The sequence below is a fragment of the Phyllobacterium sp. UNC302MFCol5.2 genome (genome assembly GCF_000686005.1).
GTDB lineage: Bacteria > Pseudomonadota > Alphaproteobacteria > Rhizobiales > Rhizobiaceae > Phyllobacterium > Phyllobacterium pellucidum.
In genome coordinates this window covers 373,108-397,222 of sequence record NZ_JMLL01000012.1, presented here as the reverse complement: position 1 = coordinate 397,222, position 24,115 = coordinate 373,108, and the positions used below count along the sequence as shown (strand labels likewise).

The window sequence follows — 24,115 nt, the reverse complement described above, 5'->3', positions numbered from 1 at the left end:
CTCAGCCCTTCACGAAGAGCTGGCGCGGCACGTTCGACAGGCATTCGACACCTGTTTCCGTGATCGCGATGCTCTCGGTGATTTCCAGTCCCATGTCTTCCAGCCAGAGGCCTGTCATGAAATGGAAGGTCATGCCGGGCTTCAGTTCCGTACGGTCGCCCGGGCGCAAGCTCATCGTGCGCTCGCCCCAATCCGGCGGATAGGACAGACCGATCGGATAGCCTGTGCGGTTGTCCTTGATGATCCCGTATTTCTTCAGGACGGCAAAGAAAGCGTTAGCGATGTCCTCGCAGGTATTGCCCGGTCTTGCGGCGGAAAGGCCTGCTTCCATGCCTTCGAGCGTCGCCTTCTCCGCGTCGAGAAAGGCCTGTGTAGGCTTTCCCAGGAATACGGTTCGCGACAACGGGCAATGATAGCGTTTGTACGCGCCGGCGATCTCGAAGAACGTGCCTTCGCCCGACTGCATCGGCTTGTCGTCCCAGGTCAGGTGGGGGGCCGAAGCGTCGGCCCCGGAGGGCAGAAGCGGTACGATTGCCGGGTAGTCGCCTCCGAATTCGGATGTGCCGCGAATGCCGGCATCGTAGATTTCGGCGACGAGATCGCATTTGCGCATGCCGGGCTCTACGACATCGACAATGCGCTTGTGCATCAGCTCGACGATCTTGCCCGCCTTGCGCATGTAGTTGATTTCGGTCGGGCTCTTGACGGCGCGCTGCCAGTTGACGAGGCCCGCAGCATCCTTGAAGCGGGCATTCGGCAAATGCTTTTGCAGCGATGCGAAGGCCGCAGCCGAGAAATAATAGTTGTCCATCTCGACGCCGACGGTGAGACCCGACCATTTGCGTTCGTCGATGATCTGCGACAGGAGATCCATCGGATGACGCTCGGTCGACTGCACGTAGTGATCGGGGTAACCGATGATATTGGCGTGGTTCAGATAGGCGGTGCGCTTCGCGCCATTGGCATCCTGCTTGCGGCCGTACCAGATCGGCTCGCCCATCGGCGGGACCAGCACGCATTGATGCACGTAGAAGGACCAGCCGTCATATCCGGTAAGCCAGTGCATGTTGGACGGGTCCGTGACGATCAGAAGATCGATTCCGGCCTTTTCTGCGGCATGACGGGTTTTGGACAGGCGCTCGGCATATTCCTCGCGCGTAAAGCTCAGTGTCACGCTCACACTGCATCTCCCGTGTTGAATTGGTTTTCGATGACCTGACCGCTTCCAGCATCTTTCGCGCGGGTGACGGCCAGATTGGCAATGGCGGTGTCCTGCACACCGGTGCCAGTAAGGTCGGCGAGGGTGATGTCATTCGCACCGGTCCTGCCTTGTGCCTTGCCGGCTATGACGGCGCCGAGTTCGGAAAAGGGCTGGTCGGGCTGTGCCGCGCCTGCGATGATCGCATGATGCAATTCGCCGAGAATGCGCGTCTGCGTGATGCGGTCGGCGATATAGGTGGCGCAGGAGAAGACGGCCGGATCGATCTCGTTCTTATGTTCGGCGTCCGATCCCATCGCGGTCAGATGCTGCCCGGGCTCCAGCCAGTCGGCCATCAGGATCGGCTTTTCCGCCGGCGTCGTGGTGACGACGATGTCCGCGCCTCGTACGGCTTCATGCGGATCGGCAATGGCGACGACGTCGATGCCGTGGGCGTGGGAAAATTCGGCCGCGAGCGTTAGCGCTTTCGCGTGATCGCGCGCCCAGATGCGTGCGGACCTGATTTGCCGCACCAGCATCAGCGCCTGAAGTTGCAGTTGCGCCTGCATGCCCGCTCCGAAGATCGTGGCGACGGCAGCGTCCTCGCGCGATAGATGCCGTGCGGCGACCGCTCCGGCCGCAGCCGTTCGAATGTCCGTCAGATAGCCATTGTCGAGAAGAAGGGCTTCGACCAGTCCGGTTCTCACACTGAAGAGGATCATCAGACCATTGAGGCTCGGCAGGCCAAGCCTGGGATTGTCGAAGAAGCCGGGGCTGATCTTGATCGCAAAGCTGTCGAAACCGGGCACATAGGCCGTCTTGACGTCTACCTCGCCACGGAATTCCGGAATGTCCAGACGCAGGATCGGCGGCATCGCGATTGCCTTGGTGGCGAGCGCGGCAAAGGCCTGCTCGATACAGTCGACCGCAGAAATGTCGAGCCTGACAGCCGCGCGAAGATCTCTTTCCGTGAGGATGCTCATCCGGCTCATGCTGCGGTCCCCTCGACGATTTGCCGATGGGTGTCCGGATCGATATTGCCACCCGATACGATGATGACGGTGGGTCCCGAAAGTTTGATCTTCCCGGCGAGGATCGCAGCGACGCCGACCGCTCCGGCACCCTCCACGACTTCGTATTCCTCTCGTGCCATGTGGCGAACGCCAGCGGCGATCTCGGCTTCCGTCAGCAGCACGATGTCATCGAGCAGGTCGCGGCAGAGCGGGAAGGTGATGGTGTTTGTGAGGCCGATGCCGCCGCCGAGGGAATCCGCCAGCGTCTCTTCTTCGCGGATCCCGACCGGTTTGCCGGCTGCGATTGCCGCATACATGGCCGCGCCGCGTTCCATGGAGATAGCGATAACCTGTACCTGTGGTTTCGCGGCTTTGACGGCTACGGCTATGCCGCCGACCAGGCCGCCGCCGGAGAGAGGAACGAGCACGGTTGCGAGATCGGGCAGGTCCTTGACGATTTCCAGGCCGATCGTCCCTTGACCGGCCACTACATCGACATGGTCGAATGGCGGGATTGAAACGAGGCCAAGGCTTCGAACCAGGCGCTCGACTTCCTCCTGCGCATCGTCCTGCGAGACGCCGACGATACGGATCTTGGCGCCGAGTGCGCGGATAGCCTCGATCTTGTTCGCGGGAACTCGCGACGACATGCAGATAGTGGCCGACAAGCCGAGTTCCCGAGCGGCATAGGCTACGGCACGGCCGTGATTGCCCGTTGAGGCGGTGACAAGGCCACGTTTCCGCTCGGCATCATCGAGCGACAGGATGGCGTTCATTGCGCCACGCAGCTTGAAGGCCCCGATCGGCTGGCGCGTTTCGAGCTTGAGATAGACAGACTGGTGGGTGCGTTCAGACAGTGTGCCGGAGTGCGCTAGGGGCGTAGGCTCCAACCGACCGGCAATGCGCGCCGCAGCCTGCTCGATATCCGTCGGCGTAACCGGCAGCATCGCTTGGTCGGGAGTTCTGGGCAGGTTGGCGCTCGTCATGATTGTCATGTTGCGAGCGAAGTAAAATCATGTCAATTATTATATTGTCATGATTCAATGATTGTGGAGGACAGCCTCAGCCGATCGAACCTATATCGTAGACGGGCGGCAATTGCTCGAACGCCTGGCGCACCGTCGTTAGCGCCTTAGAGAGGCTCGAATGGCTCATGCGGCCGCCGATGCAGATGCGGATGCCGCCGCCATGGCCGGGGCCGGCGACGAAGGGCTCGGATGGCGTTACGGCGACATTCTGGTTGGCGAGCGAACGCACCAGTCCGTCTTCCGCCCAGTGCTTCGGCACTTTCAGCCAGGCGCAAGGCGACAGCGGATGGCTGGAAGCGATGTGATCGCCCAGAATGTCTGTCGTGATTCCCTGGCGGGTTCGGATTTCGCCGCGCTGGATACCGATCAGCCGCTGGACCGTACCGTTTTCGATCCAACGTGTGGCGATTTCGGCGGTCAGATAGGTGCCGCTCCAGCTCGATACGCGCAAGATGGAGGCCGCACGAATGGAGTAGGCGGGGGGCACGACAAGATAGCCAACACGCAACCCGGTCAGCACGGTCTTGGTGAAACTCGTGACGAAGAAGCCGAGATCGGGCAGCATTTCGGCGATCGAGGGCAAATCCTCGTCGATCATCGGCCGATAGACCTCATCCTCTATGACAAAGATACCGTGACGCTTTGCGATCGCGGCGATTTCATGTCGTCGGGCGGCGCCTGCGACATGACCGGTGGGATTGTTGAGTGTCGGAATCCAGACGAGCGCTCGAACGCCACCTGATGCGCACGCGGCTTCAAGAGCGTCGGGCAGGATACCTTCTTCGTCGGTGGGCAGGCCCTTCAGGCTGAAGCCGAGTATGTTGGAGAGGCCGATAATGCCGTGATCGGTGAGATTTTCGCAAAGAACCACATCGCCGGAACGAATGATGCAGGTAAGCGCGAGAAATATGCCGTGGGCCGCACCGTTGGTCACGAGGATGCGTCCGGCATCGGCGGAGACGCCCAGCGTGCGCAGCCAGATCCGTGCGGTCTCGCGATGACGGTCGAGACCTGCGATCGGGCGGCAGGGACGCATGAAATCGGCGACATTCCCTTCAGCCATCTCGCGAAAGATTTCTCGCGATGCGGTTTCATGCTCTTCGAGATAGACACCGCGAATGATGGACAGGTCGAGGACTTCGTTGGAGCTATGATCCAGCATCATTCGACCGGCACGATCAGTCACGCGCGCCTTCACGAAGGTGCCGCGGCCGATCTCGCCGCTCAGATAGCCGAGCCGTTCCGCCTCCTTGTAGGAAAGGCTGACGGTCTGCACGGAAAGCCCGAGATCGCGCGCCAGGTCGCGATGTGTGGGCATCCGGTCCATCGGCTTGAGAAGGCCGCCATCGATATCGGCGATGATGCGTTCGGTCAGTGCCGCGTGCTTAGTCTCGCCCTTCTGTTTGGCGAGGCTTGGTCGCCACACCACCGGCCTCGTCGCAGGGCTCGGGTCGGTGGCAAGCGGATTGGCTTGGCGGCGCATGAAATTGTCTCGTTATTAGAGCTATAATTTCATGACATTATGCACGCTTCATCCATAAAGATGAAGCGTTTTGCACGACGCGGCGGCAATTGCCTTGAAGATAAGCGCAATTGCCGGGCTTTTGGGCTCCGAATATGTGCCGGGAGAGCGAATCCAGCCCGGCACATGCCGGGATCAGATTTTTTCGCCAGCTTGTGCCAGCTCATCCATGACCGATCGGACGGCAGATTCTGCAATGGCGACGATTTCGTCGACTTCGGCTTTTGTGGTGACGAGCGGCGGCGCAAAACCCAGGATGTCGCCATGCGGCATGGCGCGGGCAATCAGGCCACGATTGCGAGCCGCCTTGGAGACGCGTGCGCCGACAGCGAGAGCCGGCGCGAAACGCGTCTTCTTATCGCGATCCGCGACGAATTCGATCGCACCCATCAAGCCCACTCCGCGCACTTCGCCGACGATGGGAAGCTGGGCGAACCTCGCCTTCAACTCCTCCTGGAAGTAGGTGCCGACCGCCCGCGCATTGCCCGGCAGGTCTTCTTTCTCGACGATGTCGAGAACGGCATTTGCTGCTGCAGCACCGATCGGATGGCCGGAATAGGTGTATCCGTGGGAGAAGGTTCCGACGCGATCTGCTCCTTCCTCCATGACCTTGTACACCTTCTCGCCGACGATGGCGGCCGAGAGCGGGAAATAGGCTGAAGTAAGGCCCTTGGCGACGGTGATCAGGTCCGGTTCGATGCCGTAGTGCTGCGAGCCGAACATGGAACCGGTTCGCCCGAAGCCGGTAATGACTTCATCGGCGATCAGCAGGATGTCGTATTTCCTGAGGATTTTTTGCACTTCTTCCCAATATCCCTGCGGCGGCGGCGTGATGCCCCCGGTGCCGAGCACGGGCTCGGCGATGAAGGCCCCGATGGTCTCAGGGTCTTCTCGCAGGATCAGGGCCTCGAGTTCTTCGGCACGGCGCTTGGAAAACTCGAGCTCCGTCTCGCCGGCCTCCGCTCCCCAATAATGATGCGGAGCGCCAGTATGGAGGATGCCCGCACGCGGCAGATCCATGTGGTCATGGTAGAAGCTCATGCCGGTCATGGATCCCGAGACGACGCTGCAGCCGTGATAGCCGCGTTCGCGGGAAATGATCTTCTTCTTGTTCGGCTTGCCGCGAAGGTTGCTGTAGTACCAGACGAGCTTTGCCTGGGTCTCATTGGCATCGGAACCGGACATGCCATAGAAGACCTTGCTCATCTTGCCCGGCACCATCTTCACGAGGCGATCGGAAAGGATTGCCAACTCATCCGTCGTGTGCGCGGCGTAGGAATGGTAGTAGGCGAGACGATAGGCCTGGCGCGAAATTGCCTCGGCGACCTCGGTGCGGCCATAGCCGACATTAACACAATAGAGGCCGGCAAAGCCGTCGATCAGCTGATTGCCAAGCGCGTCCTCTATGCGGATGCCCTTGCCGGTCTCGACGATCGTCGGATCGCCCATCTTGCCGCTGGCGAAGTCATTGAGTTTCGTGAAGGGATGCAGGACCGAATTGCGGTCCATCTCTGCAATCCGAGTGACGTCTATGGCCATGACAGGTTCCTTTCAGGCAGAGAGGTTGCCGAAGCAAACATATTTTGATTCGAGATATTCGGAGAGGCCGTGGCGCGAGCCTTCGCGACCGAGTCCGGATTGCTTCCAGCCACCGAAGGGGATGGGCGCGCCGGTGAATTTTACGGTGTTGACCGCCACCATGCCGTATTCGAGCCGGTCGCTAAGGCGCATCGCGCGGCCGAGATCGTTCGTGTAGACATAGGCCGCCAGCCCCATTTCGGTGGCATTGGCGCGCGCGACTACATCCCGCTCGTCGTCGAACGGTAGTATCGCGGCGACCGGTCCGAAAGTTTCCTCGCGAGCAATCGTCATGTCGTCGGTCACATCGGCCAGCACGGTCGGTGTGACGAAATTGGCGCCAAGTGGGCTCTCCTGCGCGCCGCAGACAAGGCGCGCGCCGGCAGAAAGCGCCTGCGCGATCTGCTGGCGGCATTTTTCCGCCACCGACCTCCGTGTCATCGGGCCGATATCGGTCCCGTCTTCAAGACCGTGCCCGACATGGAGTTTAGACGTCGCCTCGGCGAAGGCCTCGACGAAACGATCATAGATCCCGCGTTGAACGTAAATCCGGTTGGCGGCGAGGCAATCCTGGCCCGAGGTTGCGAATTTGGCACCGATACAGCCTTCGACAGCCTGAGCGAGTTCGACATCGTCGAACAGGATGAAGGGTGCGTGCCCGCCGAGCTCCAAGGAAGCTTTCTTGACGGTAGCAGCCGATTGCGCCAGCAGGATGCGCCCGACTTCTGTCGAACCGGTGAAGGAAAAGGCGCGCACCTGCGTATGTTCCAGAAGCCGGCGTGCAAGCGGCTCGGCTTCGCCGGTCAGAACCTGGAATACGCCGGCGGGCATGCCGGCCTCGTCGGCCAGCTTCGCCAGGGCGAGCGCCGAGAGGGGAGTTTCCGGAGCGGGTTTGACGATCATCGCGCAGCCGGCGGCCAAGGCTGCGCCCGCCTTGCGGGTGATCATCGCCGAGGGAAAGTTCCAGGGCGTGATGGCGACGGTCACCCCCAGCGGCTGCATGTGGACCGAAAGCCGGCTAGCGGGCAGATGGCTCGGAATTGTTTCCCCATAGGCGCGCTCGCCCTCGGCGGCAAACCAGTCGAGGAAATTGGCAGCGTAGGAGATCTCGCCAAGCGACTCCGCCAAAGGCTTGCCCTGTTCGGCCGTCATGATGACTGCAAGATCCCGTGCGTTGTCACGCATCAGTTTGCCCCAGGCCCGAAGGACCTGGCCCCGTTCAACGGGAGGTCTGTCCCTCCAGTCGAGAAATGCCTTTCCCGCCGCACCGACGGCGTCATCGGCATCTTCAAGCGAGCAAGCCGCAACATCAACGAGGTGTTCTCCCGTCGCAGGATCGACGACGTCCAGCGTCCTCTCGCGCGCGGCCCAGGTGCCATCCAGAAAGGCCCGACGTTCGATCAGATCAGGTCGTGACAGATTGGTCAAGGCAGCAGCGGCGGTACGGTTCATAGTTGCTCCGGATTGTCTTCATAGGAAGTGTACTCGCGTCTTCGCATCGCATTTCTGCGTTGACTTCCTTTTTGATGCAGAAAATATGCGATTATCGATTTGCTTTCGCCGGAGTTCTGCATGGGTGAACTTGATAGAGCTGACAGGGTACTGCTTGATGCAGTGCAGAAAAACAACCGCATGACGTCGGAAGAGTTGGCGCAGATCGCCAACCTGTCGCCGACCGCATGTCAGCGACGACTGAAACGGCTGCGTGAAGAGGGCGTGATCGAGGCGGACGTGGCGATCGTGTCGCCGAAGGCCGTCGGGCGCGGCATCACCATGATAGTGCTTGTCTCCCTGGAGCGCGAACGGGCGGATATCGTGGACCGGTTCAAGACAGCGATCCGTATGACCAAGGAAGTCATGATCGGCTACTATGTGACGGGCGACGCAGACTTCATCCTGGTGATCACGGCAAAGGATATGGAGGACTACGAGGCTTTCACGCGGCGGTTCTTCTATGAGAACCACGATATCAAGGGCTTCAAGACCATGGTCGTCATGGATCGAGTGAAGGCTGGCTTTGCTTTTCCGATTGAAAATTGACCATCTTCATGCTCGATCAAGGTGCCGACCACCGAGAAGAACTCGTCTGACAACTAGAGAGCCTTAACCCGCAACTGGCTCAGCAAGGCGACTAGGAACTTGGCGGCGACGTCCGTCCGCCAAGAGGCGCTCGGTTCTTGATGAATACTGTGACGTCCCAACCGCGTGTCCATCGACAAGCCGACGAACCATCGGAACAACACATTGTAGTCCACCTGCTCCATGAACTGACGCTCAGAGCGGATCGTAAAAGGCCCGCAACAACAGGGCACGCAGCAGATTGTCCGGCGGAATCGACGGGCGGCTAATCGCCGAATACATGACCTCGAAATCAGGCGATTGAACTTCCAGCGCCTCGTCTACAATGGCACGGATCGTCTGCAGCGGATCAGGACTCATATTCACTCCCGAAATTCAAGGAAATCGTCGTTGTATCCGGCACGATCGCCGATTCATACCCAACCGTTGTGCTCGAAGCGGCTGTCCGTATTGAAGGCGAGAAGCTTCGGCTAAGCACGCGTCTCGTCAATCGTGCCGATGGTTCCATTCTTTGGAAGAAAAGCTACGAGAAGATATCCACCCGCACAACCTGTTTGAACTTCAAGACGACATCGCTGGTTCGATGGCTACGGCGCTGGCGCACCCCTACGGTGTTATTTTTCGAAGCGACGTAGCCCACCTCTCACAATAACCTCCGGTCGGTGTCCAGGCCTGTACTTACACCCAGGCATATCTTGGTCAGGTTTACAGAACCCATACTTCGGTCCCGAGCTGGTTGAAGCGGGCTTCGAGCGCTATCCGGGCTGCATAACTGTCTGGGCACTTCACTCACTGCCTTATCTCGTCGCGGTCCGCTTTCGATACCGTCTCAACTCTCTCCGAAAAGCGGGCTTGACGATCCCGGGAAACGTACGGCTTTGCTGGCCTGGTCTGTAAGTGGGCGCCGTATATTACACGATGCTACACGTATTAGCGTTCACATCGGTCTACACTCTAAGTTGCATGAAACGGGCAAAGCGCCCGCTCGACGGAGGCATAGTGAAGTGGCTGAAGAGACGCTCCTCTGCATGACGTCAGCCCACTCGCTCGCCCAGACGAATGAACTAGTCAAAACCATAGGCACGGGAGATACCGCGATGCCGAAACCGGCGAAGATGCTTGAGCAGCGGATAGACCACTTCTTCTCGATGCCCGCGGAACGCGCAGACCGGTGGCGCGATGTTGTTGCCGCAGCGCGCGCATGGTCGGTAGGGCGAGCCGATCAGAACGCGGCCGAAGCTGCCTTTGCAGAGTTAGGCCCCATTGAAGGGTTTCACGCATTCCCAGGCTCTGCGCTCATGGCGAGGCTAAGCGACAGGCTGCGGGGAGGCGATGCTGTTGGCTTTACTGATTTGGTGCGACGCGTTTCGGCCGCGATTGTCACGCGTGACTTCAAGTATGATCCTGCCGAGTGGCGAACGACCGAGGAAGTCGTCGATACGCCGGCTGATGTCCTACCGCCCACGCTCAGACACGGTGACGTAAAGCGCCCCTACTTCGAAATGCTGATTGTTGCGCCGGGTGCCACAACGCAAGCTGCCGATCAAATCGCGCAGTTGCGCAACCTGCGACGTCCCGAGGACGCGTTTATTTACGAAATTGTCCCGGTAGACAGCTTCGAAGATGCGATCTGCGCTGCGATCATCAATCCGGATATTGCCGCGGTTACGATCTTCGAGGGCTTTAACTACGCTTCGCGACATTCGGCGCCGGTGTTGCGCAGCGTGCTGTCCGGCCTCGGACTGGATGGGGCGCGAGCGGAGGACGCTGATCTGGCGTTGCTCTTGGCAAACTCGTTGAAACGTCTGCGACCAGACCTCGACATTTATCTTCTGTCTGACCGCCAGGTAGAAAATTTGGCGGGCGATGCACGGTCGGCATCCATCCGTCGCGTTCTCTATGCGATCGAAGAACCGTTGGAACTCCACCTGTCGGTGCTTGAGGGGATTCAAGACCGCTTCGAGACGCCGTTCTTCGACAACCTCAAGAAATATGCGCGGCGCCCGATAAGTACATTCCATGCGCTTCCGCTCGCTCGAGGAAAGTCAGTTTTCAAGTCTGACTGGATCCGCGATATGGGGGAGTTTTATGGTATCAACCTTTTCCTTGCGGAAAGCAGTGCCACAACGGGCGGACTTGATAGCCTGTTGGAGCCGACAGGCAATATCAAGCGCGCTCAGGAAATGGCCGCGCGGGCTTTTGGCGCGGACCATGCCTTTTTCGTAACCAACGGCACAAGCACGTCGAACAAGATGGTCCACCAGGCGATAGTCGCGCCCGGCGACATCGTCATTCTCGACCGAAACTGCCACAAGTCCCACCACTATGGGCTTGTACTTGCCGGCGGGCAACCGCTCTACGTTGATGCATTCCCGATGACAGAATACTCGATGTATGGTGCGGTACCCCTCAGGAGCATAAAAAAGGCACTCCTGGATCTGAAGGCCGAAGGCAGACTTGACCGTGTCAAAATGGTGGACCTCACGAATTGCACCTTTGACGGCCACATCTACAACACGCGTCGGGTCATGGAGGAGTGCCTCGCCATTAAACCGGACCTCGTATTCCTCTGGGATGAGGCGTGGTTCGGCTTCGCGCGGTTCTCACCGGTATTGCGTCCTCGCACCGCAATGGGCGCCGCTGCCGCAATTGAAACATGGATTCACGGTTTGGCCGCGGTCGAGGCCTACGAAAAACAACAGCAGGAACTTGGGTCTGACCCCACCGTCGACGAACTGCTAACGACGCGGTTGCTCCCGGACCCGCGGAAGGTTCGTATTCGCGTTTACCAGACCAACTCGACGCACAAATCCATGTCAGCGCTGCGCCAGGGCTCGATGGTTCTCGTGAAAGACGTCGACTTCTACACAGTTGAGTCGCAGTTTCACGAAGCAATCTTTACGCATGCTTCGACAAGCCCCAACCAGCAACTGATCGGCAGTCTCGACGTAGCGCGGCGGCAAATGGAATTGGAAGGCTACGGCCTCGTGCTCAACGCCATCGAGATCTCGCTTGCTATCCGGCGTGCGGTCAATTCACATCCGATAATCTCGAAATACTTCCATATGCTTGGTGCTGACGGCATGATCCCCGCGCAGTACCGGGAGAGTGGGTTTGTGGATTTTCTGGCGCCGGACACAACCTGGGCCAGCCAGGTGCGCAGCATGCACGACGACGAATTCTGCCTCGATCCTACGCGTATGACGCTTGTCTGTGGAACGGCAGGTTTCGATGGAACCGAGTTCAAGGCGTTGCTGGCCAATGTCTACGACATTCAGCTCAATAAAACGTCGCGCAATTCGGTTCTGCTGCAATCCAATATCAACAATACACGGAGCGATGTGGCGCAACTCGTTCGCGTGCTCCTGGAGATTTCTAACGGGGTCGAGACCCGCCTTGCGCGGGGCGGCGATGGCGAAAGAAACGCGCTGGCCGCTCGCGTCAAGTCGCTAATGACGGACGTGCCTGACCTACCGAATTTCAGTCATTTCCATGAAGCGTTTCGACAAGACGCGGGGCGTGCCACACCGGAGGGCGATATGCGCACAGCTTTCTACGGTGCTTACGATGCCACGGGCTGTGAATACATTCCTTTGCATGGAGAAGAATGTAATCGTCGCCTTCGCGAGGGGCCGGAAATGGTGTCCGCCAACTTCGTAATTCCCTATCCACCCGGCTTCCCGATCATGGTGCCGGGTCAAGTGATCACAGAGGAGACAATTGAGTTCATGCGCAAACTCGATGTGAAGGAGATTCACGGCTACGAGAAAGCGCGCGGTCTCAAACTGCTAAAGCCGGAGGTCATCTCTACCAAACTGAGGCACTAAGATAAGCGCCTGTGGGCGCGTCTGCTTGCCCACGGCGGGTTCGATCCGAGGTTGGTCGTTGACTCCTTGAGCTTGACAATGGGCAGGAGTAGGGGATGGCTTTTTTTGTACAAGCATTGCGCGACAATCCTGAACTGGCAATCTTCCTTGCGCTGGCCATTGGCTTTTTGATTGGACGGGTAAAGCTCGGAAGTTTCAGCCTCGGAATCGTGGTGGGGACGCTCTTGGCGGGGGTGTTGATTGGACAGCTCGATATCAAGATTCCACCGATTGTGAAGGTCATCTTCTTTGATCTTTTTCTGTTTACAACCGGCTACAAGGTCGGACCGCAGTTTTTCCGCGGGCTCAAACAGGACGCAATTCCACAGGTGGCGCTTACCTTGGTCTTATGCGTTGCATGCTTGCTCACTGCATTCGGTTTTGCGACGCTGCTTGGGTACGACGTCGGAACGGCCGCCGGACTGCTTGCAGGAGCATTTTCAGAATCGACGGTGATTGGCACGGCCGGGGAGGCTATTCAGCGCCTGGCTATTCCCGAAGCGGAGAGAGTTAGCCTGCTGAACAATATTCCAGTGGCTTACGCAGTCACATACCTCATTGGAACCGCCAGCCTTGTATGGTTTCTCCCTACAATCGGACCCAAACTGATGGGAGTTAACCTGCGCGACGAAGGGATGCGTATGCAAGGCACCGCATTGGCAGGCTCCGCGCAACTGGAACTTGGCGTGACCTCGGGAGCAAGACTGTTCGATCTACGTGCTTACCGTGTCACCAATCCAAAACTCGTGAACAAGACGGTGGCAGAACTTGAAGCCTTGCCGCAAGGCTCGCGCGTGTTCATCGCAAGAATCCGACACCACGGAGGCATCGTGGAGGCGCTTCCCAATTCGGTCATCCGCGAGGGTGATGTCGTGGCCGTACTTGCTCGACAGGAAATACACGTGAACAGCGGGAAGATCGTCGGCCCGGAAGTAGACGACAAGCCTCTGCTCGACCTACCGGTCGAAGTGCTGGATGTCGTGGTTACGCGTGGGCTTGCGGTTGGAAAAACGCTTGGAGAACTGGCGCAACTCGAATTCACTCGGAGCGTGTTTCTGCGGAAGCTTACACGGGCCGGACAGGAGATGCCCGTTACTGCAAAGACGACCATCGATGGTGGAGACGTGCTCAGTCTGATCGGCACTAAGCCGGAGGTTGAGAGGGCCGCAAAGGAATTAGGCTATCCAGACCGCCCAACTATGGCGACGGACATGATTTTTGTTGGGACAGGCATCGTGCTTGGGGGGCTTGTTGGCCTTTTGTCGGTAACCGTTGGCGGTATCCCGCTAACTCTGACTGCAAGCGGAGGGGCGCTGATCATGGGGCTGGTTTTTGGCTGGCTTCGGTCTGTGCACCCATTTTTCGGCCGAATCCCGGAGCCGGCGATCTGGATCTTCGACACTGTCGGTCTGTGCATTTTTATCGGTGTAGTTGGCATCAACGCCGGGCCCAGCTTCTTCTCTGGGCTCCAACAAACCGGTTTGAGTCTTGTGATGGTGGGGCTGGTATCGGCGTTGCTGCCGCATACGATAGCGATACTTTTTGGCCGCTATATGCTCAAGATGAACCCCCTTATTGTTCTTGGCGCCTGTGCCGGTGCAGGAACTATCACGGCCGCCCTCCGGGCGATTCAAGATGAATCTCGGAGTAGTATTCCTGCTCTCGGTTATACGGTGCCCTATGCCATTGGTAATATTCTTCTCACTGCGTGGGGGCCCGTGCTCGTCGCATTGATGACGATTGGCGAATGACGAATGTCCACCTCGCCTTTGGTACGATGGACCACCGGGTGTGGCTGAGCGGAGACACTTTGGATGGGCCGACTGATGATATGATTGTGGAATCTGCGCGAAGTGCTCGAACGTATCTTGCTGACTAGTTGGCAGAGAATGGGGGATCGCATGGCTATTCGGAGGCTTTTTCTGATATCGGGTGCAGTACTCGTGACGACGTCGGCCTATGCAGCGGATGCGGTGGTCGTTGCGGAGCCCGAGCCTGTTGAATATGTCCGGGTATGCGATGCCTACGGAGCGGGCTTCTTCTATATCCCGGGAACCGAAACATGCCTCAAGGTCAACGGTTACCTGCGCTTTGAGTTTTCCGGCGGGGACAACGTGTTTACCGGTGGCCCCGTTGGTGCAGGCGGAAATGATACCTGGCGTGTCCGCACCCGCGCCGAAATTCGTTTTGATGCGCGTTCCGAAACAGAACTTGGCACGCTGCGGTCGTTTATTGACACCCGTTTCCAGAATACAAACAGCGACGACGCCGGAGGCACGCTGCATCAGGGGTTTATCGAGCTGGGCGGGTTCCAGATGGGTTGGCCGCTGCATACCGACTTTCTTCATGTCGATGAACAAGAGGAAGTCACGTCCTAAGTTGTAATAGTGGATGTTTTGCCTTCGACCTTCACTAACTCCTGATTGATCAAAAATCTCGAACAGGCATCAAACTCTAAGGCTGAATACAATTGCGGGTTGGTTACCGGGGTGAGAACCCATCGAGTTTGAATCGATCGACGGACCGCGCCGGTCGACCTGGTCTTCGTTCTTCCGACGCCGGATCTTGCAACAAGCAAACAGCTCAATCTTCGTGCCTGCTTTGCCTGGATGCCTAAGGGGATGAGATCGGCGGAGGACGCACTATCGCTTTATGACGGTCTTGTCGAGGAACCGAGGAAACCACCGGTCCTCCGGCCCAATAACCTTGTTCCCGATTGGACGGCGACCGGGGCGGGGTGAGGAAGGCGGCTGCTATGATCAGTGCGGTGACAATCAAAACGCCGATTATGCCGCCGCATGGTCGGGGATAAGCTCACGGTGGTTGTTCCGACCATTCCGTGATCCAAGACATCAGGCGCGCTTGGAGTGACGGGGCGCGGGAGCGGTGAGATCCTGCCACGGATCGGTCAGGAGACAATCATCATCGTTGGCGCACCACACGGCCTCGGGCCGGTGTTCGCTCTGGGTAACCGCGAAGTGCAGGGCCGATTCCCTGTCAGCAAACAGTCCGCCGACCAGACGCTGCCTGTCGCAGACGATCCAGCATCCTTCCAGATTTCGACCAACGAGAAAACGGGTGCACGTTCTAAAACGATCGTGGCTTTTACGTGGGTATCGCATGATCTTCGCTTTCAGCAGCTGGCAGGCGCAGGCCTGGCGGATGCAACATTGTTTAATGAAGGGTCGCTTGCTCAGATCCGCCAGTTGAGCGGCTGTGCTGGTTTTTCGATTGGCCTTTCGTCCGCGCCGAAAATCGCATCGGCTGGATCGCACGGGACATCGCTGCCCGGATCGCCCATTCGGTCGAGCGCTATCCTGATCCGTTCCGCCGTCTCCGCCGAAACAGGCACGAGCGGCAGACGCATTTCGTCATTCATGCCGCGCCGATATTTCAGGGCGTACTTGATGGGGCCGGGATTTGTGTCGAGGTCGAACGCTTTATAGACCCGCATCAGCCGCTGCTGAATATAATTGGCGGTGGACCAGTCGTGTTTCCGGCATGCATCGTGCAACGCGGCGAAGACGTGCGGCAGGACATTGGCAGTTACGGAAATCGTCCCGTCGCCTCCCGAAAGGTTGAAGGCGTGCGACGACGCATCATGCCCAGACAAAAGAATGAAACGGTCTTCGAATGCGCGGCGCATTTCCGCGACACGCCGGACTTCGCCCGTCGCGTCCTTGAGCCCGATAATGGAGGGGATCTCGGCAAGCCGCGCGAGCGTCCCCAGCGACAGGTCAATGCCGGTACGCGAGGGTACATTGTAGACGATGATAGGCAGGTCGACGCGCCCTGCGATCTCCTCGAAATGACGGACAATGCCATCCTGGCTCGGCTTGTTGTAATAGGGCGTTACGACCAGCGCAGCGTCGGCGCAGCAGGATTGGGCGGCCAAGGTATGGGCGATCGTCAGTTCCGTACTGTTCGTGCCGGTTCCGGCGATCACCGGCACCCGTCCGCGCGAGGCTTTTACGCAGGTCCTGATGATTTTCAGCCGCTCGTCCCAGGCAAGCGTGGGGGCTTCGCCGGTCGTCCCGCAAGGAACCAGTGCGCTGATTCCGAATTGAATCTGCCAATCCGCAAGGGCGGCGAGGGCGTCGTAGTCGACGGCTCCGTTGTTGAAGGGGGTGATGAGGGCGGTCATTACGCCCTTTAATCGTGAGGGTTGCTCGGTTCTCGTGTTTATCATGGATTTGCTCATCGATTGTGATCGCAGCGATACTTGCGTCGAGCCGACTGTGTCGGGATCGGAAGATCGCGGCTTGCTCAGATCGCGTGGTTGAAGGCGACCCAAACGCGGAGCGCTACACAAACCGCCACGATGACGGCAAGGGCGATAAAAGTTGGCAAGTTCCGCCAAACTACATGCTTAAAGTCGACGGTCGGCTGGTAGCGGGATATTACTTTCGTTAGTCGCTCAGACATCCAGGCACTCCTTTGTTGAGTACGTGGCAACAGGTATCATGGGGTCGGATAGGCTTTCTATTCCGGCTTCAAGGCAAAATATCAGGAATTCATAAAAATCGGTCGTCCGGCAAAATGGCGCAAAAGGTCGTGCTGCCACCGCGCTCGATACACGACCTCGAAAGCTCAAGGCCCCCGCGGTCTCGATCGCATTTATCCTGCTCAAGACAGAAGGTCGTAGACTGACAATTCAGCGCAGCGGCTTGAACGCGGCACGAAGCTCTGCGCTGAACAACTCAGGTTCTTCCCACGCGGCGAAGTGACCGCCCTTGTCGACCTCGTGGAAATAGCTCAGGTTCCGATAGGCGCGACGGGCCCATGTTTCCGGAGTTCGATAGCTTTCGCCAGGAAAGACCGTGATGGCGACGGGAAGCAAGATGTCGGAAGTCATCTCTCCGGCCGAGAGGGCGGGGCTCCGCCCACCGCCATATTCCCAGTAGAGACGCCCGGACGAGGTCGCGGTATTGGTCAGCCAGTACAGCGTTATGTCGTCCAGAACCTCGTCAGGAGACTTTTCGGGATCGTCGGTGCTGTATGTCCACGTCGAAAAGCCTGGATGTCCGAGCATCCACGCGGCGAGACCGGCAGGCGAGTCGGTGATGCCGTAGCCGATCGTCTGCGGTCTTGTGCCCATCATCGTTGCATAAGACCTGTTGCCCATCTTGGCAGCGGCACTGAGCACATCGAAAGTCGAGCGCTCCTGGTCGGACAATCCCGCTGGCGCTGGCCCGCCTGAGGCCAGGGCCGCGGCCACCTCGGGTGGCACCACCGCCGGAAGGTTGATGTGGATGCCGAGCAATCCTGCCGGTGCCAGGCGAGCCATGGCGCTGGAGACCGGCGAACCCCAGTCCCCGCCCTGCGCGACATACCGGGTGTACCCCAGACGCTTCATCAGCTCAGCCCAGATTTGCGCGGTGTGGTCAGGACCCCAGCCCGTGCCGGTCGGCTTGCCGGAAAAGCCAAAGCCCGGCATCGACGGAATGATCAAATCGAATGCGTCGTCGGCGGTGCCGCCATGAGCGGTCGGGTTGGTAAGCGGATCGATGATCTTCAGTTCCTCGAACACCGATCCCGGCCAGCCATGAGTGATTATCACTGGCAGCGCGTTGGGGTGCTTGGAGCGGACATGGATGAAGTGGATGTCGACGCCATCGATTGTGGTGACGAATTGCGGCAGGGCATTCAGTTTCGCCTCCGCCTTGCGCCACTCGTAGCCGGTGCCCCAATACTCGACGAGCGGCTTGAGTTTCGCAAGCTGGATGCCCTGGGACTGGTCTTCTACCGTCTCTTTATCGGGCCAGCGCGTTTCCTGGATCCGGCGCCGCAGCTGATTAAGGGCCTCGTCCGGAACGTGAACGCTGAATGGCCGGATCGATGCGTCTTCCGTGGCCTTGGATGCGGGGGCAGTTGTTGCCTTTGGCGCAATCGCAGTCTGGGGGAATGCACCCGAGACGACGACGGTGACGGCCGTGATAGCAGCAGCGGCCGTGATGAGCCTGGTCATGGCCTCGTCTCCTTCGGATGTGATGCTGACAAAGCTACGATCAGTTCCGCGGGCCCATGATTGCGTGGGCGCAGGTAGGACCACTCAGTTCGTGCGCGGCGTGCATCATATCATGCCAGAGCGCTGCCGTCGCGTCGCGGACCAAGGTCAGATGATAGCCAAGCTCTGGTGCATAATGCGCAGTGGTTTCGATACGAGTATTGGCCAGCAACCCGACCACGATAACATGGGTGATCCCCTTCTGCCAGCCACTCCAATGTTCCTTGGCGACTATGTATCCTGCTTTCGGGGCGAAATCTGGGTGCCACTCGCCACCCCACTCGCCGCGCGCGAAATGAGGGCCTCTCACGATGTTTCGTTGGGAGGGGCTGGGATGGTCCACTGCTCGTAGTCTCCGGGCTCCCAGCTAGACGCCGTTTGCTCTTACTGACGACTCGGCAGTTTCGCGTGCGCTCTCAAAGTTCCGGAGGTAGCGCTACGCCGGCCTTTCAGCTCACGGGAGATATCCGGAAATGCCATCCCACATCAGTTTCAACGCCGTTAGAACCAACAATCCGTAGCAGGCGCGATAAATCTGGCGTTGGTCCAGCCTTCCGTTCAGCAGCCACCCGAGCCAGACGCCGCTGGGGATGGCCAACAGACCAATCGCCATCAATGCCCAGACACCCGCGGTCGGCCTCACCAGCAGCAGCCACGGCACCGCCTTGGTCGCGTTGCCGACTGTGAAAAACATACTCGTTGTTCCCGCGTAGATTTCCTTGCTGAGCCCGAGGGGCAACAGATACATCGCAAGCGGCGGTCCGCCCGAATGCGCAACCATCGTGGTCACTCCTGAGGCAAGACCCGCAGTGATCGCCTTTGTTGTCGAACGCGGACGCCTCGTCACCTGTCCGCCCCTGACAAACCAGAGACCGACAAAGATCAGGGTGATCACCGCCATCACGATCGCGATGGCCCGGTGGTCGAGGAAGCGGAAAAGCCCATAGCCGAACCCGATGCCGATCACCAGCCCCGGCAGGAGCAGCACAAGGTCCGGCCTCGACCATGTCGAGGGCTTCCAGTAGCGCAGCGCGAAAAGATCCATCCCGATGAACAAAGGCGCAAGCAGACCGCCGGCGGTGACTGGATCCATCACCAACGACAGCAGCGGAATACCCACGATGGCGAACCCGCCTCCGAAAGCTCCTCTCATGAAGCTGATCAGGAATACACCGGCAAACACGACCAGGATCGTGGCAGCGGTCAGCTCCGGTGTAACCGGGGTGGCCATCATCACCTCCTCGCCCCGTTGGGGTTGGTCACGAAGCCGTAGGCCGCCCCTTTGATCTGGGAGCGGGCGATGCCAATATCCCGAAGTGCTTCGTCGTCGAGCTCGCACAGGCTCGCAATGGCGGCGCGATGGACGAAATAGCGAGCGATCCGCTGCCAACAGGCGTTGAATGCCCGAAGAAATGAGCCGTGCGTCTTTGTTCCCGCCGGCCTACCGATGGTTGAAAGGGCTGTAGACATTTTGACCTCCAGCTATTGCTGTGCGGCAATCCTGCTCCGCCGCCCATCAGCGCTTGTTAAGCGCCGTAGCGTTCTCATTACCGCAGACCTTGGCAATTCCCGGTGCAATCCGGTTTGACGTGGCCATTATGTTCCGACATGTTGCTCGGAGCAATTAAAACATTGTTCTCGGAGCAATAGATGTCGGAATATCTGAAGCTCGCTGACATCATCGCCGGAGAAATAGCTGATGGCACTCTCAAGCCCGGCGAGCGCCTGCCTCCGCAGCGCAGCTTTGCCTATGATCGCAAGATCGCCGTCTCGACCGCGAGCCGAGTCTATACCGAGCTATTGCGCAGGGGCCTTGTCGTCGGCGAAGTCGGCAGGGGCACCTTCATCTCCGGCGATGCCCGGCGCGGGGCGGCAGCATTGACTGAGCCGCGCGGGATCCGAATTGACCTCGAGTTCAACTACCCGATGCTCTCCAATCAGACCGCGATCATCGGAAGAAGCCTCGCTGGCCTGGAGAAACCTGCGGCGCTCGACGCCGCCTTGAGACAGGCGACCAGCGTCGGAACCCCAGCGGTCCGAAGCATTGGAGCTGCATACCTGTCGCAGGGCAGGTGGTCCCCGACTCCCGAACAACTCGTATTCACCGGCAACGGACGACAGAGTATCGCCGCAGCGCTCGCCGCAATTGTTCCTACGGGCGGCCGTTGCGGTGTGGAGGCCCTGACATACCCGTTTATCAAGGGCATTGCCGCCCGGCTGGGAATTACACTGGTGCCACTGGCGATGGACGAAGGCGGTGTCCGGCCTGACGCTGTGCAAAAGGCGCACCGTGACGCCCATCTCTCGGCAATCTACGTTCAGCCGGCGATCCAGAATCCATTAGGCATGACGATGACCGCGGCGCGCCGGATCGATCTCCTGCGCGTGGTCGAAAGCTTTGGGCTTCCGATCATCGAGGACAATGTCTACGGTTTCCTTGACGATGAGCCGCCGCTTGCCGCACTCGCGCCGGACACATGCATTGTCATCGACAGTCTCTCCAAGAAGGTCGCCCCGGGCCTGACGCTGGGCTTTATCGTGTCGCCGCCACGATTGCGTGAAAGCGTCACGGCATCCGTGCGTTCGGGCGGATGGACTGCATCAGGATTTGCGTTTGCGGCCGCTGAGCGGATGATGGGCGACGGTACCATTGCCGAGCTTGCAAGATTGAAGCGACTCGACGCGTGCGCCCGCCAAAAACTGGCAGTCGATCGTCTTTCGGGTTTCGAAATCCAGACCAACGGAAAATGCTATCATCTATGGCTGGTGCTGCCCCCGCACTGGCGTTCGCAGGCTTTCGTCGCTGCGGCAGCCAGGCGCGACATTGCGTTGACGCCTTCCACAACCTTCGCCGTCACCCCCGGCCATGCGCCGAACGCTGTCAGACTGGCACTAGGTGCGCCGACAATGGATCAGCTGGATGTCGGCCTGCACACACTGGTTTCCATCCTGAATGCCCGGGAGGATGATTTCGATTCAACGGAATGAACGAGAAGTGGCGCCGGAAATCGCGATGCTTGTTCTGCGTCCGAAGGCCGTTGGACAAGGCCGCGCCCGAAGCGGACTGGCGGGCGATGCGACAAGAACTGGCCGAACTGGTATGCTGCTTACCTGACGGCGGAGCAGGCCAGGAGGGCCGCTGCAGTAGAATAGCGTGAACGCGCGGCAGCATGCCGGCGCTTGTTCGTCAGGTCCCTGGGTCGATCGATATGGAGCACATGCACGTACGGGCGGATTGAAAGCTGTTATCGGAGGAGGCATGAGCACTACAACCATCCCCGCGCAACGCGAACCCGAACTGCTTGGCCAGACTGTCGTCGTCATCGGCGGCAGCGCCGGTATCGGGCTGGATACTGCCCGGCGAGCGCGCCGAAGGTGCCAGCGTCATCATAACCGGGCGCAATCGCGAACGAACGCAGTTGCGGCAAAAGACGTGTAACAGATGAAATTATTAAAATTGAAACGTTCTGTTCGAAGCTAGGGGGAGGCCTGCTACCGTTTCGGTTCCATGGACAGCCGAAGCGAGGCACCTCTACGGCAAGCGAATCTTCAGCCGAACGCTTTGCTCGATAGATTTCATCAAGTTATCTGGAGGGTAGCGTGCGTCACAGACCTAAAGAGCGTACCAACAACGTCATACAGAAAACGCTAACTCGCTAAAGGGCCGATCTGAATATCAACACTTAGTTGACGAACCGTACAACAACGCCAGGCTTCACCATTCCAGCTAGCTCCTCGGCGTCCCAGTTGGTCAGACGAATGCAGCCATGCGATCCAACTTTGTCGATAAGTTCGGGATCAGGCGTTCCATGAATGCCGTATGTTGGCTCGGTTAGATCGATCCAGATAGTTCCGACCGGTCCATTGGGGCCTTTGGGGATCGTGAGTATCTTATTGTTCTTCCCTTGCTTAAAGTTGACCTTTGGATTGTATCTGAACACCGGCATCCGCGCGACGCCCTTCACCTTGTGCGTACCCTTTGGAGAAGGATTATCCTCGCTGCCAACTGTCGCGGGATATGCCGCTAGTATGACGTCGCGCCTGTCGTAAGCCGTGACCTGCCCAGCGGTCTTGTCGGCTTCGATGCGGACCACATTTCCATGGCGCGGGGGACCGGGCATCGCCACCTGGACCGTATCCCCGGAAGCGAAATTTGAACCTGGATTGAGCGTAGTCAACAGGTCGATGTGCATGTGAAAACGCTCTGCCAGTTTTTCGGCGACGCTGGTGTATCCCAAGCTGGGCATCTTCGCCTTTTCGCCGTAGTCCACGGGAATATGGTCCACGAGACCTTTCAGGTCATCGTCCGTCACCGTGTAGGTGCTAATTATCGGGCCCCCTGTCTCCAGCCTGCTGACGACATCGGGGTCGATCGCACCGTCCGGAGGTATCCCCATCATATTTTCGAAACTTATCACCGCCTTGGTGACGTTTGTTCCATCAAGGCCGTCGATCACCCCCGGCGACACACCTGCGCGGTCTAGGAGAACCTGCAGACGGACGATCGCTGGATCGGGATCAGCTATTGATTTGGAAGCGGGCCCCGCAGTGATTGTGGAAAGTGAAGCAGAATTGATCGCGTCGGGTGTTACCTCTGCAGCTTCACCGACGATGACGGAAACGATCAGAAAGAATGTGGACATTCCAACAATTGTTTTCATGTCGTTCAAATGGCATTTGTAATGAAGATGTTCCAAAAATAAGTTTCTTGTGAAGTTACAACATCTTCATAAAGTTTCGTGGTTCGAAAGTCGCGTCACCGCTCAGCAGGAACCGCACCTTCCGCAGACTGGTCAGATTCTGCTCCTGGAAAGGCCGCTCGTACGCGGACGTCACGCTGACCAACTGGCCGGGCTGCCTCCCGAACACATGCACCATTTTGAATGTTCGATAATCTTCATACACGGCCGCAATGTAGGGGCGGCGTTTCCGGATTCCGAATCATTAAATCGCACTTTATTTTTTTGCGGGTCCGGCGTGGCCCGATCCGCCATTACGCATTTACATGGGCGGGTCGGGCGCACGTGGCAATGGACGATCGTCGCACCTGCCTCAAAGGATCCGTGGGTCGACTCGACCTGCTCTGCGATCGTTATCGGCACCGCAGGATTGTTAGATTTTTGCGGCAGCGAGCCGGTGATCGCGACGCAGATTATGCAGGGTTCGAAAGGCCCACTGAGCATCAAGACAGTGCAACACGTCAAGGAGATCGATCAGGCGATAAGCGAACTCATCGGTTACCTCCGACTCGTGATAGTCCAGATAGGACAAAACGGCGCTAACCCTGGGCCTCTCAATAATCTGGTGGAAATTCCGGCAGCGATCGATGCCTTATGGCGCGCCAAGGAACATGAGATGTCGTTGTAGAAGCCGTCACGCCTCCAACGTACAGCCCACCGAGCGGCATTATCAGCTAAGTAGCCCATTGGAAACGCATACATCTTTCACCATATTCTAACCATGGCAGCGCAGGCTTCCATTGGTTGATAGGCCAACATCAGCCGGCCGCACCAAGGCCGCAATGATCTACAAGGCGACAGGCAATCTTCGCGCTATTCAAATCCTGTTGGGGCACACCAAGATCGAGAACACGGTCAGGTACCTTGGTGTGGACATCGAGGATGCACTGGAGCTAGCGGAGCATACTGAGATTTGAGCGCTTGCAGCCCACTCACTGTGGGGCTGCACGTATCAATGGAATGTTTCCAATTTGAAAGTTTGCAATTGAGCGGCTACGCGCCTCCATAATGGCCATCGAGCCACCGGTCGCTATCGCTGCAAAGCGGACAACACGCAGTGACAACGCGGGTCGAAGTTGCGCCAA

The 24,115-nt window shown here is 58.6% G+C and carries 18 protein-coding genes and 4 pseudogenes; 7 read left to right on the top strand and 15 right to left on the bottom strand.

Translation table 11 applies throughout. The features are described from left to right. Window position 1: 1 nt before the first annotated feature. The 6 genes from doeA to BR48_RS0116570 all read right to left on the bottom strand — a co-directional run bounded on the left by doeA (window position 2) and on the right by BR48_RS0116570 (window position 7,791). A complete protein-coding gene (gene doeA / locus BR48_RS0116595) occupies window positions 2–1,180 on the bottom strand; it encodes an ectoine hydrolase DoeA (RefSeq protein ID WP_027232340.1) in 1,179 nt (392 codons plus the stop codon). Beyond that, window positions 1,177–2,190 (bottom strand): ectoine utilization protein EutC, encoded by a 1,014-nt coding sequence (eutC, locus tag BR48_RS0116590; protein ID WP_027232339.1) that lies wholly within the window; start codon window positions 2,188–2,190, stop codon window positions 1,177–1,179. Before eutC ends, doeA begins: the two co-directional genes overlap by 4 nt. Further along, window positions 2,187–3,206, bottom strand: a complete 1,020-nt coding sequence (gene eutB, locus BR48_RS0116585; RefSeq protein WP_027232338.1) for a hydroxyectoine utilization dehydratase EutB — start codon at window positions 3,204–3,206, stop codon at window positions 2,187–2,189. Before eutB ends, eutC begins: the two co-directional genes overlap by 4 nt. Before the next feature lie 67 nt (window positions 3,207–3,273). Further along, entirely contained in the window at window positions 3,274–4,722 is a 1,449-nt protein-coding gene (locus BR48_RS0116580) for a PLP-dependent aminotransferase family protein (protein ID WP_036814683.1), read from the bottom strand. Between the two features lie 174 nt (window positions 4,723–4,896). After that, a complete protein-coding gene (locus tag BR48_RS0116575; RefSeq protein WP_027232336.1) occupies window positions 4,897–6,300 on the bottom strand; it encodes an aspartate aminotransferase family protein in 1,404 nt (467 codons plus the stop codon). A 12-nt stretch (window positions 6,301–6,312) separates the two neighbouring features. Then, the gene (locus BR48_RS0116570) at window positions 6,313–7,791 is read right to left on the bottom strand and encodes an NAD-dependent succinate-semialdehyde dehydrogenase (RefSeq protein WP_027232335.1); all 1,479 of its coding nucleotides are present in this window, start codon (window positions 7,789–7,791) and stop codon (window positions 6,313–6,315) included. Between the two features lie 120 nt (window positions 7,792–7,911). Between BR48_RS0116570 and BR48_RS0116565 the strand changes: the two genes are divergently transcribed. Then, complete coding sequence (locus BR48_RS0116565; protein ID WP_027232334.1) at window positions 7,912–8,379, top strand: Lrp/AsnC family transcriptional regulator; 468 nt, start codon at window positions 7,912–7,914, stop codon at window positions 8,377–8,379. Between the two features lie 56 nt (window positions 8,380–8,435). Here the strand turns inward: BR48_RS0116565 and BR48_RS25950 are convergent. Then, window positions 8,436–8,766, bottom strand: a pseudogene (locus BR48_RS25950) (transposase); the annotation flags it as partial. Window positions 8,767–9,515: 749 nt separating this feature from the next. Here BR48_RS25950 and BR48_RS0116550 point away from each other — a divergent pair. From BR48_RS0116550 to BR48_RS0116540, 3 genes are all read left to right on the top strand, one after another. Continuing rightward, the gene (locus tag BR48_RS0116550; protein WP_027232333.1) at window positions 9,516–12,245 is read left to right on the top strand and encodes a decarboxylase; all 2,730 of its coding nucleotides are present in this window, start codon (window positions 9,516–9,518) and stop codon (window positions 12,243–12,245) included. A gap of 95 nt (window positions 12,246–12,340) precedes the next feature. Next, window positions 12,341–14,035, top strand: a complete 1,695-nt coding sequence (aspT, locus tag BR48_RS0116545) for an aspartate-alanine antiporter (RefSeq protein WP_027232332.1) — start codon at window positions 12,341–12,343, stop codon at window positions 14,033–14,035. Window positions 14,036–14,119: 84 nt separating this feature from the next. Beyond that, complete coding sequence (locus BR48_RS0116540; protein ID WP_245273540.1) at window positions 14,120–14,662, top strand: porin; 543 nt, start codon at window positions 14,120–14,122, stop codon at window positions 14,660–14,662. A gap of 474 nt (window positions 14,663–15,136) precedes the next feature. Here the strand turns inward: BR48_RS0116540 and BR48_RS26480 are convergent, their stop codons facing one another. From BR48_RS26480 to BR48_RS0116515, 6 genes and pseudogenes are all read right to left on the bottom strand, one after another. Beyond that, entirely contained in the window at window positions 15,137–15,406 is a 270-nt protein-coding gene (locus BR48_RS26480) for a hypothetical protein (RefSeq protein WP_081815917.1), read from the bottom strand. Window positions 15,407–15,477: 71 nt separating this feature from the next. Beyond that, complete coding sequence (dapA, locus tag BR48_RS24810; protein WP_081815916.1) at window positions 15,478–16,473, bottom strand: 4-hydroxy-tetrahydrodipicolinate synthase; 996 nt, start codon at window positions 16,471–16,473, stop codon at window positions 15,478–15,480. 465 nt (window positions 16,474–16,938) lie between these two features. After that, window positions 16,939–18,252, bottom strand: coding sequence for an epoxide hydrolase family protein (locus tag BR48_RS0116530; protein ID WP_051615085.1), 1,314 nt, complete (start codon window positions 18,250–18,252; stop codon window positions 16,939–16,941). Then, a pseudogene (locus tag BR48_RS24805) lies at window positions 18,249–18,657 on the bottom strand (isochorismatase family protein); the annotation flags it as partial. The gene BR48_RS0116530 and the pseudogene BR48_RS24805, both read right to left, overlap by 4 nt. A gap of 88 nt (window positions 18,658–18,745) precedes the next feature. Further along, on the bottom strand, window positions 18,746–19,525 hold the full coding sequence (locus tag BR48_RS0116520; RefSeq protein WP_081815915.1) for a sulfite exporter TauE/SafE family protein: 780 nt from the start codon (window positions 19,523–19,525) through the stop codon (window positions 18,746–18,748). After that, window positions 19,525–19,761, bottom strand: a complete 237-nt coding sequence (locus tag BR48_RS0116515; protein WP_027232328.1) for a DUF1127 domain-containing protein — start codon at window positions 19,759–19,761, stop codon at window positions 19,525–19,527. Before BR48_RS0116515 ends, BR48_RS0116520 begins: the two co-directional genes overlap by 1 nt. A gap of 180 nt (window positions 19,762–19,941) precedes the next feature. Here BR48_RS0116515 and BR48_RS0116510 point away from each other — a divergent pair, with 180 nt between their 5' ends. Both BR48_RS0116510 and BR48_RS25940 read left to right on the top strand, forming a co-directional pair. Continuing rightward, window positions 19,942–21,279 (top strand): PLP-dependent aminotransferase family protein, encoded by a 1,338-nt coding sequence (locus BR48_RS0116510; RefSeq protein ID WP_027232327.1) that lies wholly within the window; start codon window positions 19,942–19,944, stop codon window positions 21,277–21,279. A gap of 271 nt (window positions 21,280–21,550) precedes the next feature. Next, a complete protein-coding gene (locus BR48_RS25940) occupies window positions 21,551–21,730 on the top strand; it encodes a hypothetical protein (protein WP_197030363.1) in 180 nt (59 codons plus the stop codon). Window positions 21,731–21,974: 244 nt separating this feature from the next. Here the strand turns inward: BR48_RS25940 and BR48_RS0116505 are convergent, their stop codons facing one another. Both BR48_RS0116505 and BR48_RS26705 read right to left on the bottom strand, forming a co-directional pair. Further along, the gene (locus tag BR48_RS0116505; RefSeq protein ID WP_027232326.1) at window positions 21,975–22,952 is read right to left on the bottom strand and encodes a L,D-transpeptidase; all 978 of its coding nucleotides are present in this window, start codon (window positions 22,950–22,952) and stop codon (window positions 21,975–21,977) included. Window positions 22,953–23,309: 357 nt separating this feature from the next. After that, window positions 23,310–23,474: pseudogene (locus BR48_RS26705) on the bottom strand (3-keto-5-aminohexanoate cleavage protein); the annotation flags it as partial. Window positions 23,475–23,797: 323 nt separating this feature from the next. Here BR48_RS26705 and BR48_RS26300 point away from each other — a divergent pair. After that, window positions 23,798–23,947, top strand: a pseudogene (locus BR48_RS26300) (integrase); the annotation flags it as partial. Window positions 23,948–24,115 lie beyond the last annotated feature (168 nt).